Annotated in this window: 19 protein-coding genes; 12 read left to right on the top strand and 7 right to left on the bottom strand. The window is 33.3% G+C overall.

Annotated features, from left to right (window positions below; genetic code table 11):
• The first annotated feature begins 8 nt into the window (after window positions 1-8).
• The 10 genes from WMO14_RS01690 (at window position 9) to rsfS (ending at window position 6,687) form a co-directional block, all read left to right on the top strand.
• Entirely contained in the window at window positions 9-1,241 is a 1,233-nt protein-coding gene (locus tag WMO14_RS01690; RefSeq protein ID WP_349153159.1) for a ribonuclease E/G, read from the top strand.
• 4 nt (window positions 1,242-1,245) lie between these two features.
• Complete coding sequence (locus WMO14_RS01685; RefSeq protein ID WP_349153158.1) at window positions 1,246-1,827, top strand: phosphatase PAP2 family protein; 582 nt, start codon at window positions 1,246-1,248, stop codon at window positions 1,825-1,827.
• 140 nt (window positions 1,828-1,967) lie between these two features.
• Window positions 1,968-2,276, top strand: coding sequence for a 50S ribosomal protein L21 (gene rplU / locus WMO14_RS01680; protein ID WP_022205377.1), 309 nt, complete (start codon window positions 1,968-1,970; stop codon window positions 2,274-2,276).
• Between the two features lie 29 nt (window positions 2,277-2,305).
• Complete coding sequence (locus WMO14_RS01675) at window positions 2,306-2,635, top strand: ribosomal-processing cysteine protease Prp (protein ID WP_022501760.1); 330 nt, start codon at window positions 2,306-2,308, stop codon at window positions 2,633-2,635.
• 4 nt (window positions 2,636-2,639) lie between these two features.
• Window positions 2,640-2,930, top strand: a complete 291-nt coding sequence (gene rpmA, locus WMO14_RS01670) for a 50S ribosomal protein L27 (protein ID WP_022205379.1) — start codon at window positions 2,640-2,642, stop codon at window positions 2,928-2,930.
• A gap of 237 nt (window positions 2,931-3,167) precedes the next feature.
• Complete coding sequence (gene obgE / locus WMO14_RS01665; protein WP_022501761.1) at window positions 3,168-4,466, top strand: GTPase ObgE; 1,299 nt, start codon at window positions 3,168-3,170, stop codon at window positions 4,464-4,466.
• A gap of 117 nt (window positions 4,467-4,583) precedes the next feature.
• Window positions 4,584-4,889, top strand: a complete 306-nt coding sequence (gene yhbY, locus WMO14_RS01660; protein WP_022207054.1) for a ribosome assembly RNA-binding protein YhbY — start codon at window positions 4,584-4,586, stop codon at window positions 4,887-4,889.
• A gap of 58 nt (window positions 4,890-4,947) precedes the next feature.
• Entirely contained in the window at window positions 4,948-5,565 is a 618-nt protein-coding gene (gene nadD, locus WMO14_RS01655) for a nicotinate (nicotinamide) nucleotide adenylyltransferase (protein ID WP_055174734.1), read from the top strand.
• 142 nt (window positions 5,566-5,707) lie between these two features.
• Window positions 5,708-6,286 carry a bis(5'-nucleosyl)-tetraphosphatase (symmetrical) YqeK gene (gene yqeK, locus WMO14_RS01650; protein WP_055174732.1) on the top strand — a complete coding sequence of 193 codons (579 nt, stop codon included), beginning with the start codon at window positions 5,708-5,710 and terminating at the stop codon, window positions 6,284-6,286.
• A 44-nt stretch (window positions 6,287-6,330) separates the two neighbouring features.
• Window positions 6,331-6,687: a ribosome silencing factor gene (gene rsfS / locus WMO14_RS01645; protein ID WP_318295450.1), complete on the top strand. Its 357-nt coding sequence runs from the start codon at window positions 6,331-6,333 to the stop codon at window positions 6,685-6,687.
• 190 nt (window positions 6,688-6,877) lie between these two features.
• Here the strand turns inward: rsfS and lexA are convergent, their stop codons facing one another.
• Window positions 6,878-7,498, bottom strand: a complete 621-nt coding sequence (gene lexA, locus WMO14_RS01640) for a transcriptional repressor LexA (protein WP_022501765.1) — start codon at window positions 7,496-7,498, stop codon at window positions 6,878-6,880.
• Window positions 7,499-7,684: 186 nt separating this feature from the next.
• Between lexA and WMO14_RS01635 the strand changes: the two genes are divergently transcribed.
• Entirely contained in the window at window positions 7,685-8,170 is a 486-nt protein-coding gene (locus WMO14_RS01635; protein WP_116443411.1) for a LysM peptidoglycan-binding domain-containing protein, read from the top strand.
• A gap of 65 nt (window positions 8,171-8,235) precedes the next feature.
• Window positions 8,236-9,489, top strand: a complete 1,254-nt coding sequence (locus tag WMO14_RS01630; protein WP_022501767.1) for a DEAD/DEAH box helicase — start codon at window positions 8,236-8,238, stop codon at window positions 9,487-9,489.
• Window positions 9,490-9,657: 168 nt separating this feature from the next.
• On the opposite strand, the gene WMO14_RS01625 is transcribed toward WMO14_RS01630, so the two are convergent.
• The 6 genes from WMO14_RS01625 to lspA all read right to left on the bottom strand — a co-directional run bounded on the left by WMO14_RS01625 (window position 9,658) and on the right by lspA (window position 15,040).
• Window positions 9,658-11,181 (bottom strand): sodium/proline symporter, encoded by a 1,524-nt coding sequence (locus WMO14_RS01625; protein ID WP_349153157.1) that lies wholly within the window; start codon window positions 11,179-11,181, stop codon window positions 9,658-9,660.
• A 154-nt stretch (window positions 11,182-11,335) separates the two neighbouring features.
• Entirely contained in the window at window positions 11,336-11,896 is a 561-nt protein-coding gene (locus tag WMO14_RS01620) for a L,D-transpeptidase family protein (RefSeq protein ID WP_147581239.1), read from the bottom strand.
• A 143-nt stretch (window positions 11,897-12,039) separates the two neighbouring features.
• On the bottom strand, window positions 12,040-12,675 hold the full coding sequence (locus WMO14_RS01615; RefSeq protein WP_022501770.1) for a cytidylate kinase-like family protein: 636 nt from the start codon (window positions 12,673-12,675) through the stop codon (window positions 12,040-12,042).
• Window positions 12,676-12,808: 133 nt separating this feature from the next.
• The gene (locus WMO14_RS01610) at window positions 12,809-13,339 is read right to left on the bottom strand and encodes a DUF8052 family protein (RefSeq protein WP_022501771.1); all 531 of its coding nucleotides are present in this window, start codon (window positions 13,337-13,339) and stop codon (window positions 12,809-12,811) included.
• A gap of 114 nt (window positions 13,340-13,453) precedes the next feature.
• Entirely contained in the window at window positions 13,454-14,410 is a 957-nt protein-coding gene (locus tag WMO14_RS01605) for an RluA family pseudouridine synthase (RefSeq protein WP_082437129.1), read from the bottom strand.
• Window positions 14,411-14,479: 69 nt separating this feature from the next.
• Window positions 14,480-15,040: a signal peptidase II gene (lspA, locus tag WMO14_RS01600; RefSeq protein ID WP_349153156.1), complete on the bottom strand. Its 561-nt coding sequence runs from the start codon at window positions 15,038-15,040 to the stop codon at window positions 14,480-14,482.
• Between the last annotated feature and the right edge of the window lie 18 nt (window positions 15,041-15,058).

Raw genomic sequence — 15,058 nt, 5'->3', positions numbered from 1 at the left:
AGCAGGATATGACTATTAAATATATCATTACACAGATTAACGATAATATAATATATTCAAAATATAACAACGATGGCTGTCTTAGTCTTAATGTAGTAGACAAAGGCAGCTTAGTTGGTAATATATACATTGGCAGAGTTGAAAACGTTGTTAAAAACATCAGCTCTGCTTTTGTTGAAATTGAAAATAAAATTAAATGCTATTACCAGCTTGAAAATAATAAGAATAATATATTTCTTAATACAAAGAATAATAAAGCTGTCAACATTGGTGATAAGCTTTTAGTACAGGTAAGCAATGATGCCCATAAGACAAAGCCTCCTACAGCGACTTCCAAGATAGATATATCAGGACAGTATATTGTAGTGTCAAGTGATGTCAAAGGTGTGTCAATATCTAACAAATGCAAGAAAGCTTCTGTATGTATAGAAGCTTCTTCTGTTCTAAAGGACTATATTAAAGAACATCTTACAGCTTTTAATGATAAACTTCAGGCTTCAGGTACATTTTCTTATGGAATAATTATAAGAAGCAGTGCCGCTAATGCAGATATTAATACAGTACTTAATGAGGCTTACTCTCTTATAGACCAGTACGAACATATAATACAGAATGCTGTATTTGGAACATTTTACACTAAGCTTTATGAAAAAGAGCCGCCTATGGTAAGCGAACTCAGGCATCTTAGTGCTGATAATACAATCGAAGTCATCACAGATATTCCATATTATTATGATTTGCTTAATACACATTTTAAAGATAACAGCAATATGAGTTTACGATTATATGAAGATGAATTACTGCCTCTATATAAGCTTTATTCTGTCGAAAAGACATTATCAGAAGCATTATCCAGAAAAGTATGGCTTAAATGCGGAGGCTACATTATAATCGAACAGACAGAGGCTATGAGTGTTGTCGATGTCAATTCAGGCAAAAATGTTACAAAAGCAAAAAAAGAAGCTGATAAAGAGAACAACATTTTAAAGACTAATATTGAAGCTGGAATTGAAATTATAAGACAGCTCCGCTTAAGAAATATTTCTGGAATTATTATTATTGATTTTATTAATATGGCACAGCAGGAAAGCAGGGATAAATTATTATCAGTTCTTAAGGAATACGCCCGATTAGAAAGTATCCAGACTAATGTGGTTGATATTACACCTCTTGGACTTGTTGAAATGACACGAAAGAATAATGGCAAGACATTAAAAGAATTAATCAAAACCGGAGAGTGAATTTATGTCAGAGAATAATTTAACGAGCTATGAAAAAAGATATAATGCTGTATACAATTACCTTGATACGCATAAGGCACTAAAGAACATTCTGCTCTTATTATATAAAGTGCTTCCGTATGTTACTGCACTATCGTATATGGTTCTTATTGTATTATGTGCCAGATCCAAATCAACAATCGCAACACCTGCAATTGCTCTAAGCGTAGATGCAACAGGTTATGTTGAAACATCTAATGTATTTATTACAGCTAAACTTATACTTGCACCATTAACTTCATTTATATTTGTATCATTTATAAGAAAATGTCTTGATTCACCAAGACCATATACAAAATATAATATAACACCTATTGTAAAAAAAGATAAAGAGGGAGAGTCTATGCCAAGCAGACATATATTCTCAATCACTATTATTGCAATGTGCTGGTTATATATATACCAGCCTGTCGGTATTATACTTTTAGTTATGACACTTGTGCTTGCAGTATTAAGAGTTGTTATGGGTGTGCATTTTATTAAAGATGTTATTGCCGGAATTATATGTGGAATTATATGCGGATTTATAGGATTGTGGATTTTATAATTTTTTTAGAATTATTTTTTTAAGACTATTGACATTTGTTTACTGATACTATATTATATTCTAGTGTGCCGCTCAGTTAGGACATAAGCAGGTATTTTACCTCTCCAAAACTGGCGAGTAATTATTTTAGGAGGTGCCATATGTACGCAATTATTGCAACAGGTGGTAAACAGTACACAGTTTCAGAAGGCGATGTAATCAAGGTTGAAAAGCTTGGTGTTAACGCTGGCGATACTGTTACATTTGACCAGGTTCTTTTCGTTAATAACGGTGAAGCTAAGGTTGGTGATCCTACAGTAGCAGGAGCAACAGTTACAGCAAGCGTTGTTGAAGAAGGTAAGGACAAGAAAGTCATCGTGTATAAGTATAAGAGAAAAACTGGATATCACAAGAAGAACGGTCACAGACAGCTCTTCACTAAGGTTAAGATTGAAAAGATTAATGCTTAATTATTAATCGGATGTGAGGTGTGTTATCCATGACTCATATAACAATCTACAAGTCGTCTGCTACGAACAGGACTGTAGGCTTTAAGTCAGCAGGACATGCTGGCTATGCAGAAGAAGGTAGTGATATTATCTGTTCTGCAATTTCTGTATTGACTATCAATACGATTAATTCGATTGAGCAATTCACGGATGCCGTATATGATATGTCGGTTGATGATGAGGAGGCTAGTATTGATTACATAGTCACTTCTAATATCAGTGATACAACACAGGTATTGTTAGATGCCTTAGAACTTGGTTTAAGAACTATGGCTGCTGATAATCCTGATTACTTATTGATTACCGTCAAGGAGGTGTAATGTTATGTTGAATTTGAACCTTCAGTTTTTCGCTCATAAAAAGGGTGTTGGTTCTACAAAGAATGGTAGAGATTCAGAATCTAAGAGATTAGGTGCAAAGAGAGCTGATGGACAGTTCGTTTTAGCTGGTAATATTCTTTACAGACAGCGTGGAACAAAGATTCATCCAGGTGTTAATGTTGGTCGTGGTGGCGATGATACATTATTCGCACTTGTTGATGGAACTGTTAAGTTTGAAAGAAAGGGCAGAGATAAGAAGCAGGTTTCTGTTTATCCTGTTGCCTCAGAGAACTAATTAGTTTTTATAAGCTCCAAATCTTCGGATTTGGGGCTTTTTGTGAATTAGAGGGGATAATTAATTAACTAATTAATATCTAATTATTGTTTTAACCTATAAACAGGCAATATTTCTTTTAATATATAATACAAATATTGCTATACGATATTTCAGATATGATATTTCAGATTGGCTTATTTATATATTTATGTAATATAACAAGCGGCTTTTAGCAGCGTTAGAATGGAGATTAATATGTTTTCAGATAAAGTAAGAATATTTATTAAATCTGGTAAGGGTGGGGACGGACACGTAAGTTTCAGACGTGAGCTTTATGTACCTGCTGGTGGACCAGATGGCGGTAATGGTGGACACGGTGGTGACATCATATTTCAGGTAGATAAAGGACTTAATACACTTGGTGATTTCAGACATAATAGCAAGTATATCGCACAGAGCGGTGAAGAAGGCGGAAAGAAAAGATGTACTGGAAAGAACGGAGAAGACCTTATAATCAAAGTTCCTGAAGGTACTGTAATATATGATGACGAATCAGGCAAGGTAATTGCTGATATGTCAGGCGATAATATGAAAGAAACTATCCTTAAAGGTGGACGCGGCGGAAAGGGTAATATGAACTATGCCACAGCTACAATGCAGGCTCCACAGTATGCACAGCCGGGACAGGAAGCTAAAGAGCTCTGGGTAAGACTTGAATTAAAATGTATTGCTGATGTAGGTCTTGTTGGTTTCCCTAACGTGGGTAAATCTACATTTTTATCAAGAGTAACTAATGCACGTCCAAAGATAGCTAACTATCATTTCACAACACTTAACCCTAATCTTGGTGTTGTTGATATAGATGGTGGTAAGGGCTTTGTAATAGCTGATATTCCAGGTCTTATAGAGGGTGCTTCTGAGGGCGTTGGTCTTGGACACCAGTTCTTAAGACACATTGAGAGAACTAAGGTTATTATCCATATTGTAGATGCAGCTTCTACTGAGGGACGAGATCCTATAGCTGATATTAAAGCTATCAATGCAGAATTAGAGGCTTACAATCCTGATCTTCTTAAAAGGCCTCAGGTAATAGCTGCCAATAAGATTGATGCCATATATGATGACGGCTCAGGAACTAACCCTGTAGAGCTTATAAAGGCCGCATTTGAGCCGGAAGGCATTAAGGTATACCCAATATCAGCCGTAACCGGACAGGGCGTTAAAGAACTTTTATACGCAGTAAGAGAGCTTCTTGATAACTTCCCTGATGATGTAGTTATATTTGAGAAGGAATTCGATGTTGACGAACTTCTTGATAACTCAGATGATAATTACAATGTATATATTGACGAGAATGGCGTATTCATCGTTGAAGGTGAACGTATTGATAAAATGCTTGGTTACACTAACCTTGAGTCAGAAAAAGGCTTTAACTTCTTCCAGAAGTTTATGAAGAGTTCTGGTGCTATCGACCGACTTGAAGAACTTGGAATTGAAGAGGGCGATACAGTACGGGTTGGCGATTATCTTGAATTTGATTATTATAGAGCTTAATAGATTTTATTATTATAGAGCTTACTTAATAGAAATAATGTATGACACTATAAATATTTCATTGCATAATCTTATCACTGACTATGCAATGAAACACATAAAAGAAAGGAATTAACTATGACAAGCAAACAGCGTGCATATTTAAAGGGACTTGCTATGACTATGGATCCAATATTCCAGTTTGGAAAGAATAGTCTTACACCAGAAAATACCAAGGCTATAGCCGAGGCATTGGAAGCAAGGGAGTTAATAAAGATTAATGTTCTTCAGAACTGTGCTGATGATCCTAAGGAAATCGCACAGATTGTAGCTGAGAGAACACACTCACAGGTTGTTCAGGTTATCGGAAAGAAGATTGTATTATATAAAGAGTCTAAGGATAACAAGAAAATTGAACTTCCTAAGGATAATAAGAAGAAGTAATATCAAATTAAATAAATCATATTACAGAATTAACATAATGAGTTTTTAAGGAGGCTATATGTCCGGCATAGTTGGAATAATGGGCGGTACATTTAATCCTGTCCACAATGGACACATTGCGATTGCCAAAGCGGCACACGAACAATTCAATATACCATATATTCTTGTTATGCCATCATATTCGCCGGCTTATAAGGACAACAGCAATATAGTTTCTGCCACACATCGCTGTAATATGGTCAGCCTTGCTATTAAAGATTATGACTATATGGAATTATCAACATTAGAGATAGAACGTGGTGGCAGAACTTATACAGCCGATACATTAAAACTGCTGAAAGACGATTATGATAAGATATACTTTATAATCGGTGCAGACTCATTATTTACACTTAATACATGGTATAAGCCTGATTATATATGTGCCAACTGTCATATACTTGCCGCTAACAGGGACGAACACCCACTCGATGAGCTTATAAAAAGACGTGACTGGCTTATAGATAAGTATAATGCACATATAGACTTAATATCTTGCGATGATTACCCATTCAGCTCAACATTTATCCGTGATGAAGCGGCGGCAGGTCACAATATTTCGCCGTTTGTTGGAAATGCGGTTGCTGGATATATAGCCGACAATGGATTGTATAATAAAAAATTTTTTACGGCTTAAAAATAAAAGATACTAATATCAAAAAGATTTTTGCTGCAAAATGGTAATTTATAAATATAAATATATATTTATATATCAATGCACAGTAAACCATTTAATTATTTTACTTCTTTATTAGTGTACTAGAATGGAGATAAATGGTATGGATAATTCATATATTGAAAGCCTTAGAAAAGATGTTAAACGTGCTTTAAAGAGTGATAAAATGCGTTTCAGACACACTATTGGTGTTGCAGATACATCTGCCTGTCTTGCATCAAGATATGGTGTAGATATGCAGAAAGCGTATATAAGCGGCCTGTTACACGACTGTGCAAAATGTGTTCCAGACGAACAAAAAATAACCGAATGTGAACAGAATAATATAGAAATAACTAAGTCAGAATACGAAAGCCCTTATCTTTTACATTCAAAGCTTGGTGCATTTTATGCAGATGTAAAATATGGTATTAAAGATGAAGACATACTTGGTGCTATCAAATGGCACACGACCGGACATCCTGATATGACTATGCTTGAGAAAATCGTATTTGTAGCTGACTATATTGAACCATATCGCAACAAAGCGGCTAATCTTGATACAATCAGATATCTTGCATTTACTGATATTGACAAAGCTGTTTTACAGATATTAGATGATACAATTAATTATCTTAACAAAAAAGGCAATCCGATTGACAGCATTACTCTGGATACCTATAAATTTTATAAATGCAAATAAACCTTAATAATAATAGAAAATGATAACAGAAAGGACTAAATATTATGATAAAAGATACTTCAAAACAGATGGCAAAAGTAGCTGTAGAAGCATTAAAGGAAAAAAAGGGATATGATGTAAAAGTAATAGATATAAGTGAAATATCTATTCTTGCAGATTATTTCATAATTGCCAACGGAAGCAATGCCAATCAGGTGCAGGCTATGGTTGACAATGTTGAAGAGCAGATGTACAAGGCTGGCTTTGATGACCCTAAGGTAGAGGGTTACAACAATGCTTCTTGGATTCTCCTTGACTATAATGATGTTGTACTTCACATATTTGATGAAGAAAGCCGTTCATTCTATAATCTTGAAAGATTATGGCGAGATGGCAAAGAAGTTGATATAGATACACTCTAAAAATAAAAAAGCAAAAATAAAAGCTGTAAATTTATGATTGTCGGTATTATTTATCTATAACCATTCATAAATTTACAGCTTTTATAGTATATATAATATCATCAAGTGTATTACGCTTGATGATATTATATACATTATAATTATGATACTATATACAGTGTGTATTATGTACTATATTATGTGCAGATAATTAATCAACCTGCCATCTTATCAGACCTATAACCTTACCGACTATTGAACAATCATCAACTATAATAGGATCCATAAAATCATTCTCTGGCTGAAGTCTTATATGTCCGTCTTCTTTGTAAAATCTCTTTACTGTTGCAGAATCATCTATAAGTGCTACAACAATATCTGAATTCTCAGCAGTATTACACTTCTTAACAATAACGTGGTCGCCATTGTAAATTCCTGTATTAATCATACTTTCACCCTGAACAGTAAGCATAAAACACTCTTCATTAGGCATAAATTCCGCTGGAATAGGGAAGTAGCCAGTTATATTATCAACTGCCAGTAAAGGCTCTCCGGCAGCTACACGGCCAAGAATAGGTACATTAACTACCTCTCTGCGGGCAAGATTAAAATTATCATCTATAATCTCTATTGTTCTTGACTTTGTTGGATCTCTTCTTATGTAACCATTCTTCTCAAGAGATTCAAGATGTGCGTGTACTGATGATGTTGACTTTAAATTAACAGCAGCACATATATCTCTAACTGATGGTGGATATCCTTTATTCAATATCTGTGACTTTATATATTCAAGTATCTCAGACTGTTTCTGTGTTATTCTGCCATATGCCATATATTTACCTCCAAATCATATAACTATATACAATATAATAACATACATCTGTCCATAACGCAAACGTATTTTCAGAACATTTTTTCTGAATTTATGTTCGATTGATATTGACAAACAACTGTTCGCAATTTATAATTACCAATATAAAGAACATATGTTTTAAATGCATCAGTTGGAGGTAATATTATGAACAATTCAATAGCAGTACATAGCCATACAGATTTAATCAATATATATAATAATGAATGTAATAACTATAGTGAAAGTGTTAATAATAGACAATACAATATTGATAAGCGTAATAGTGATAACATATTCAATATTAAACATAACAGCTTAGGGCATAATAATTCTGATAATATATATTGCATATGTAATAATATTTTATTAAAGCTTATAATTCCAGTAATTATTCTGGCTGTAATAACACTTGGCTCTATTATGGTTAAAGCCTCTGAGACAGATACCAGACCATATTTAAAGAAGTATTATACAAGTGTAGAAGTAACTTCTGATGATACATTATGGTCATTAGAAGCTGATTATAATAATGGACTGGAAGACCGTAATACATACATTAATAATATTATGCAGCTTAATAATATGACATCTGATACTATAATTACTGGTAATCATCTGTTATTATATTATTATTCATCTGAACACAATTAGACTTTTAACATCTAATCTGATAGAATAATATATTATAATACTATACAGAATGGAGATATATAAATATGTTATTTAAAGATATAGATAATATTGATACTAATGTTGTTTCAATACTTTCTCAGTCCGGCATAACAGATATGACAGATGTACAGGCTAAGACTTATAAGCATATATCTAACAATAAAGATGTAATTGTATGCTCAGGAACTGGAACAGGTAAGACTTTAGCTTATCTTTGCCCTATAATTTCACATATAACAGGCAATAATAATAGTTTCAAGAATAACAATGCTGATATTAGCTCTAAGAATAACAACGCTGGAAGCACTGTGAATAATAAGAACACCTATAATGGACATAAGCCTACTCATTCAAAGAATATTCAGGCTATAATCCTTGTTCCTAATGGTGAACTTGCTTCCCAGGTAAACCATCAGGCTGAACAGTTATTCTCATATGAGGGTTGTCCATATACATCTATGTTTGTAACTGGAGAGGGTAATATTAACAGACAGATTGATAATCTTAAGTCTAAGCCTTCAATTCTTATTGGAACACCTGCAAGAATATGTCAGCTTATCAATATGAAGAAGATTAAGGTACACGAAGTAAAGTCACTCGTATTAGATGAAGCTGACAAGCTTCTTGGAAAGACTTATATTGAACACGTTCATTCGATAAGAAAGTCACTTATGAAGTATACTCAAGTTCTTCTTTTTTCTGCAAGCATAGATAAGAAGACACGCAAAGAAGCTAACAACCTTACATTTAAACCTATAGACATTGATATTAATTCTATCAAAGCTTCTGAAAGTGTAATTCCTTCAACAATAAAGCATAACTATGTTATAACAGACAGACGTGAACGCATAGAAACTCTTAGAAAGCTTATTAAGGCGGTTAAACCTTCCAAGGCAATAATCTTTATTAACACCAAATATGACCTTGAAGAATCACTCCAAAAGCTCTTATATCATAATTATAATGTGGGTTACCTTTCAAGCAATGCAGATGCAACAACCAAGCGTAATACACTTGATAAATTCCGCTCAGGAAAGCTCCAGTTATTACTGGCCACAGATATAGCTGCAAGAGGACTTCAGATTGATGATATTGATGTTGTTATTAATGTAAATCTGCCTGAGGAATCAAAAGAATACATACACCGTGTTGGACGATGTGGACGTAACGGCAATCAGGGACTGGCTTTATCTATTATAACCGAGAATGAAACTAACAAGATAAAGAAATACCAGAAAGAATTCCATATTAATATGCTCCAAAAAAAGCTATATCAGGGAAGGCTTGTTGCTAAATAATCTATAAATAATTCAAAGCTATTGTTATATTATTGTTGTATAATGCCTACAGTAATTAACAATAGCTTTTATTATCTATAAAAATCCATAAAAAGAGCAGTATAAGTTAAACATATAACGCCGATAAATCTCAGTTTATCGGCGTTATATTGTATTTATTATATCTAATTACTTATTTTTAACTTCTTCAAACTTTTCAATAACTTCCTTTGATGGACCGCCTGTTGCATAACTTACAATAACTATAACAAGTAATGCAACAATGAATGCTGGAAGCAATTCATATATTGAGAATATTCCTCCAAGCTTAGATATTCCATATTTCCATACGAATATCATAATTCCACCAGATATCATTCCAGCAGTAATTCCATATTTATTAGCTTTTTTCCAGAATAATGCACATAATACAACAGGTCCAAATGTAGCTCCGAATCCAGCCCACGCAAATGATACAATTTCAAATACAGAACTGTCCGGATTTGATGCAAGAATAATTGAAATTACAGATATAATTACAACTGTAATTCTAGCTACATTCATAGATGCATTTTTAGACATTTTAATATGGAATACATCTGTAAGTATATTCTGTGAAATACTTGAAGCTGCTGCTAGTAACTGTGAATCTGCTGTAGACATTGTCGCTGCAAGAATTCCTGCTAATATAACACCAGCAATTATGGCTGTGGCAACTCCGTGTGTAGATAATAAATGAGCTATTTTTACAATTATCGTCTCAGAGTTACTTCCTGTAAGTGTTTCAATAGCACCTGCCTTAGTCATACTAAGACCAACAATACCAATAAATACAGCTACAGATAAAGAAATAACTACCCATATAGAAGCAACTCTTCTTGATAATTTAAGCTTTTCTTCGTCCTCTATAGCCATAAATCTCAATAATACATGTGGCATACCAAAGTATCCAAGTCCCCACGCTAACATAGATGCAATTTTAAGCAGGCTGTAAGGCTCTGCTGAATTAGTCGCTGCTGAATATGTATCAAATAATCCAAGATATCCTGGAAGTGCTTTGGAATTTTCCATAACCATATCAAAGCCACCTGCAACATTAACACCATATACAACAACTACAACCAGTGCTATTGTCATAACTATACTTTGAATTAAATCTGTCATACTAGCGGCAAGAAATCCACCTAATGTACAATATGCAACAATAACAATTGCACTTATTATCATTGCTGTTAAATAATTAAATCCAAAAAGACTTGAAAACAGCTTACCACAGGCGGCAAATCCTGAAGCTGTATATGGAATAAAGAATACTACAATAACTATAGCAGCTATTAATGTTAATATTCTCTTTTCATCTCCAAATCTCTTTGAAAAGAAATCAGGAATTGTAAATGAATCATATGCTTGTGTATATTTACGTATTCTTTTAGCTACAATCAGCCAGTTCACATATGTTCCTATTGCAAGACCTATAGCTGTCCACGCTGCATCCGCAACACCTGTAAGATAAGCAAGTCCTGGCAGTCCCATTAAAAGCCAGCTACTCATATCAGACGCTTCTGCACTCATAGCTGTAACAAATGGTCCTAACTTTCGTCCACCAAGATAAAAATCATCAACAGCGTTGTTCTTCTTTGAACATAGAACACCAATGTACACAACTGCGGCAAGATATATAATTATCGTTGCCATAATAATAATCTGTGACATAATTTTCTCCCTTTGTTAATTTTTGTTAATTTATGTAATTTTTATAATAACTTATAAAGTATATCACAAATTATGACCTTTAGTCAAAAATTGTCACAAAAAAAGTATCATATAATTCATCTTTATATTAAGACAAATTATATGATACTCATATTTATTCTTCGAGTTTATCAACATAGTTATATTTTTTAAATTCTGTTATATTAACTGAAGAAGGGATATCGAAATCATTCTCTATCTGCACCTGTGTATTAACACCGCAGTTATTATATATCCATTTGGCATCGGCAGGTGTCATATAGATTGAACCGCTTGAAGCACTTGTTCCCATTTTATTATATTCATCTATATTCATATTACCAACTGTCTTGGTAAAATATGCAGATGAACATATATATTCTGAATTATTAAGTCTTGTACTATAATGACCATATCCAGTAATATCAAGCTTACGCCACTCAGCCTTCTCTGATATAAATGTGTCACCAGTATTAATATTACTGTTAACAGATACATAAAAAGCCTTCACAACATTATCGAACCCATTATTAGAATTTATACTGTATATAATAGCAATGTTCCTGCTGACATTAATTCTAATCTTATACGACTGGTTCTTTGCTATATATGCAGACTCCTCTGTTGTTGAACCGGTATCTTCCTCTGTTGTATCTGCAGACTCATCACTATCTGATGATACATTATCATTATGCATACTGACTATCGTCTTAAATGCAAACAACAATATCAATAAAAGCAACAGTAAAATTAAAACATATACTATTAAATTACTGCCTTTGAACCATCTTTTAATATCTTTCTTCTTTATGCGCTTATAACCACGAATTTCCATATCAATTAACCATTATTCTGATTTTTCTCTTTAAGTTCTATGAACTTTAATATAAGCTCAATAGCTCCATCAATTCCTACAAGACCACTATCTATACATAAATCATAGCTCTTAGCTTCGCCCCACTTCTTACTTGAATAATAATTGTAGTAGCTTGCTCTCTTCTTATCTGTCTTCTGTATAAGATCAGCAGCCTTAGAATCATTTAGTTCATATAACTTCTTAATTCTCTTAATTCTTTCATCAAGACTTGCTTTAATCCATACACTTACTGCAAATGGATCATCTTCAAGTGCATAGTCTGCACAACGTCCAACAATCACACAAGACTCTTTAGCTGCAAGCTTCTTTATTGCATCAAACTGTGCCAAGAATACTTTGTGATTAATTGGCATATCAACATATGAATTAGAATAACCAAGTGAATATGTATCCATAACCAAAGAATAAAGGAAACTGTTAGTAGGCTTTTCATCCTGAGAGGCAAATAACTCCTCACACAATCCACTTTCCTTTGCAGCAACCTGAAGAAGTTCCTTATCATAACATTTAATTCCTAACTTCTCAGCAAGCTTCATTCCTATCTCGTGTCCGCCACTACCAAATTCACGACCTATTGTAATTACTGTTCTTTCATCCATAATACATTACCTCCCGGTTACCTAAATATTTCAAACAGCTCTTTGATTTAGTTGTATTATACATTAAATTGTATATAAAATCCAGCTATTTTATGCAAAATTCATTCATTTTACACAATATTTTTGATATTTATTAATAACCGCTGGACATCATCTTCTTAAGATAATCGGATATTTCTTTGCCATATCGGTTGGAAATAACGCTGAACTGGCTTGGGGTAACACAGACCAGGCGGATATTACTGTACCCTCTTGCTCCAAACATATATTTCTTTACAATGTTAGTCTTCTCTATCATAAGCTTTACATTATCATCAGGCTTATTTCTTGTAATAATTATAAATGAAATATACGAATACATATGATTTTTACAAGGAAGTTTGTTATCATTACGGACAAAATGCGGTTCTATCTGCTCAATCGTGAACTTAACAAGGTCCTTTAACTGTTCTTCATCAAGTGAATCACTGTTAATAAAGAATAAATGCTCAAAACATTTCATATCCCATAATTTTGCAGAATCAGTTGTCGAGAACTTATCCCTGTTCTTGTAATTATATGCGTATATGACAAATTTTCTATTGTTAAACCAATAATTATGATATATATCAAATGTATCCGAAATACCATTTAATATAGTATCAATAAACTCTTTCCTTCTCATAATCCTACTACCTGCTATAAATCCTGATATCTGTCATATTGAAGTGCCCAGACAATACTTGATATTTACTATATAAATAATTATATACTGTTATCTGCTTCTGTATAATATGACTTAACTGTTCCTTAACCGGCTAATAACCTTTTGAAAATATTCTGGCAAATCTGCACTATATTCCACATACTCTTTTGTTGTCGGATGTATAAAACCAAGAACACCTGCGTGCAGGGTCTGTCCACACAGATTAAATGGAGATTTGCCGCTTCCATATACATCATCTCCAAGCAACGGATGTCCTATGCTTGCCATATGAACTCTTATCTGATGTGTCCGTCCGGTTTCTAACTGACATTCAATGTAGCTGAATTTGCCAAATTGTTCTAATACTCTATAATGCGTTACTGCCCTTTTACCATTCTTTTTATCAACTGCCATCTTCTTTCTATCTGATGGATTGCGGCCAATCGGAGCATCTACAACACCCTCAGTGTTATTAAATTGATTATGTACTATGGCATAATATTTTCTTGTAATAGAATGAACACTTAACTGCTGTGCAATAAAATTATGTGCATAATCATTCTTGCAGGCAACGATAACACCTGTTGTATTCATATCAATTCTGTGAACTATTCCCGGTCTTAATACACCATTAATTCCCGATAGATTATCACGGCAATGATACATCAGGGCATTAACAAGCGTTCCACTATAGTGCCCTGCAGCTGGATGTACAACCATACCTTTTGGCTTATTAATAACTATTATGTCGTCATCTTCATATACTATATCAAGCGAAATATCCTCAGGAACAATTTCAGGAACTACAAGCTCAGGAATATGTACATTTATAATATCATCAGCCGCAACCTTATAATTGGATTTGACTTTGTTATTATTGACAGTAATCATACCCTCATCAAGCAGCTTCTGTATTCTTGAACGTGATACATCTGCCAGTTCATCAGAAAGATACTTGTCAATTCGTGTATTCTTATCATCAATATCTACAATAAATGTAGTATCTTCCAGCAAATTTTCTTTATCCGTATTTATTATTTCGTCAACCATAGTATTCTGCATTCTATTCCTCAATTCTAATAATAATCCAAGATTCATATAATTAATATATTGCCCTGCTTATTTCTTTAAAGATAAGAACGCAAAATCATCTTCATTCTTATATACAAAAAGAATAAGTATTATAAATATAATAACTGACACTGTAACATAACAATCTGCTATATTAAATACTGGAAAATTAATTATTTTGAAATATATAAAATCACGCACATATCCCAATCTCACCCTGTCTATAAAGTTTCCTATAGCTCCAGCAGCAAGTAAAATACAGGTTATGTATACAGGTATATATTTCCTGATTAATGGTGTCTTAAGAACTACGTATGTAATTAAACATATCATAATTACTGTAAGCACCAGAAAGGCATTAATTTTCCCGCTAAACATTCCAAATGCACTTCCGTTATTTCTAAGATATGTAAGATGAAGAACATCTTTAATAATTACAAAATCCGGCTTATTGTACAACCTTTGTTCAGCTATATACTTAGTTACCTGGTCTATCTGCGTAAGCACTGCTGTTATAACAATATATAAGACAAGGCTTAATATTCGTCTTTTCTTACTAATGCAGTTAAAATCCTGTTGTGCTGTGTTGATAATATCTGTATCTGACATATATTCTATTCTCCAATT

This window comes from Lachnospira rogosae (ex Hitch et al. 2025), from assembly GCF_040096455.1.
Taxonomy (GTDB): Bacteria; Bacillota; Clostridia; order Lachnospirales; family Lachnospiraceae; genus Lachnospira; species Lachnospira rogosae.
The sequence above is the reverse complement of the archived record's forward strand: the minus strand, read 5'-3'. Positions and strand labels throughout refer to the sequence as shown.

Coding starts and splice junctions, on each gene's coding strand:
- obgE (WP_022501761.1), top strand. CDS start 3,168: ATGTTTTCAGATAAAGTAAGAATATTTATTAAATCTGGTAAGGGTGGG.
- rsfS (WP_318295450.1), top strand. CDS start 6,331: ATGATAAAAGATACTTCAAAACAGATGGCAAAAGTAGCTGTAGAAGCA.
- WMO14_RS01635 (WP_116443411.1), top strand. CDS start 7,685: ATGAACAATTCAATAGCAGTACATAGCCATACAGATTTAATCAATATA.
- WMO14_RS01610 (WP_022501771.1), bottom strand. CDS start 13,339: ATGAGAAGGAAAGAGTTTATTGATACTATATTAAATGGTATTTCGGAT.
- WMO14_RS01675 (WP_022501760.1), top strand. CDS start 2,306: ATGACTCATATAACAATCTACAAGTCGTCTGCTACGAACAGGACTGTA.
- WMO14_RS01625 (WP_349153157.1), bottom strand. CDS start 11,181: ATGTCACAGATTATTATTATGGCAACGATAATTATATATCTTGCCGCA.
- rplU (WP_022205377.1), top strand. CDS start 1,968: ATGTACGCAATTATTGCAACAGGTGGTAAACAGTACACAGTTTCAGAA.
- WMO14_RS01690 (WP_349153159.1), top strand. CDS start 9: ATGACTATTAAATATATCATTACACAGATTAACGATAATATAATATAT.
- lexA (WP_022501765.1), bottom strand. CDS start 7,498: ATGGCATATGGCAGAATAACACAGAAACAGTCTGAGATACTTGAATAT.
- lspA (WP_349153156.1), bottom strand. CDS start 15,040: ATGTCAGATACAGATATTATCAACACAGCACAACAGGATTTTAACTGC.
- WMO14_RS01685 (WP_349153158.1), top strand. CDS start 1,246: ATGTCAGAGAATAATTTAACGAGCTATGAAAAAAGATATAATGCTGTA.
- yqeK (WP_055174732.1), top strand. CDS start 5,708: ATGGATAATTCATATATTGAAAGCCTTAGAAAAGATGTTAAACGTGCT.
- WMO14_RS01605 (WP_082437129.1), bottom strand. CDS start 14,410: ATGGTTGACGAAATAATAAATACGGATAAAGAAAATTTGCTGGAAGAT.
- WMO14_RS01630 (WP_022501767.1), top strand. CDS start 8,236: ATGTTATTTAAAGATATAGATAATATTGATACTAATGTTGTTTCAATA.
- rpmA (WP_022205379.1), top strand. CDS start 2,640: ATGTTGAATTTGAACCTTCAGTTTTTCGCTCATAAAAAGGGTGTTGGT.
- WMO14_RS01620 (WP_147581239.1), bottom strand. CDS start 11,896: ATGCATAATGATAATGTATCATCAGATAGTGATGAGTCTGCAGATACA.
- nadD (WP_055174734.1), top strand. CDS start 4,948: ATGTCCGGCATAGTTGGAATAATGGGCGGTACATTTAATCCTGTCCAC.
- yhbY (WP_022207054.1), top strand. CDS start 4,584: ATGACAAGCAAACAGCGTGCATATTTAAAGGGACTTGCTATGACTATG.
- WMO14_RS01615 (WP_022501770.1), bottom strand. CDS start 12,675: ATGGATGAAAGAACAGTAATTACAATAGGTCGTGAATTTGGTAGTGGC.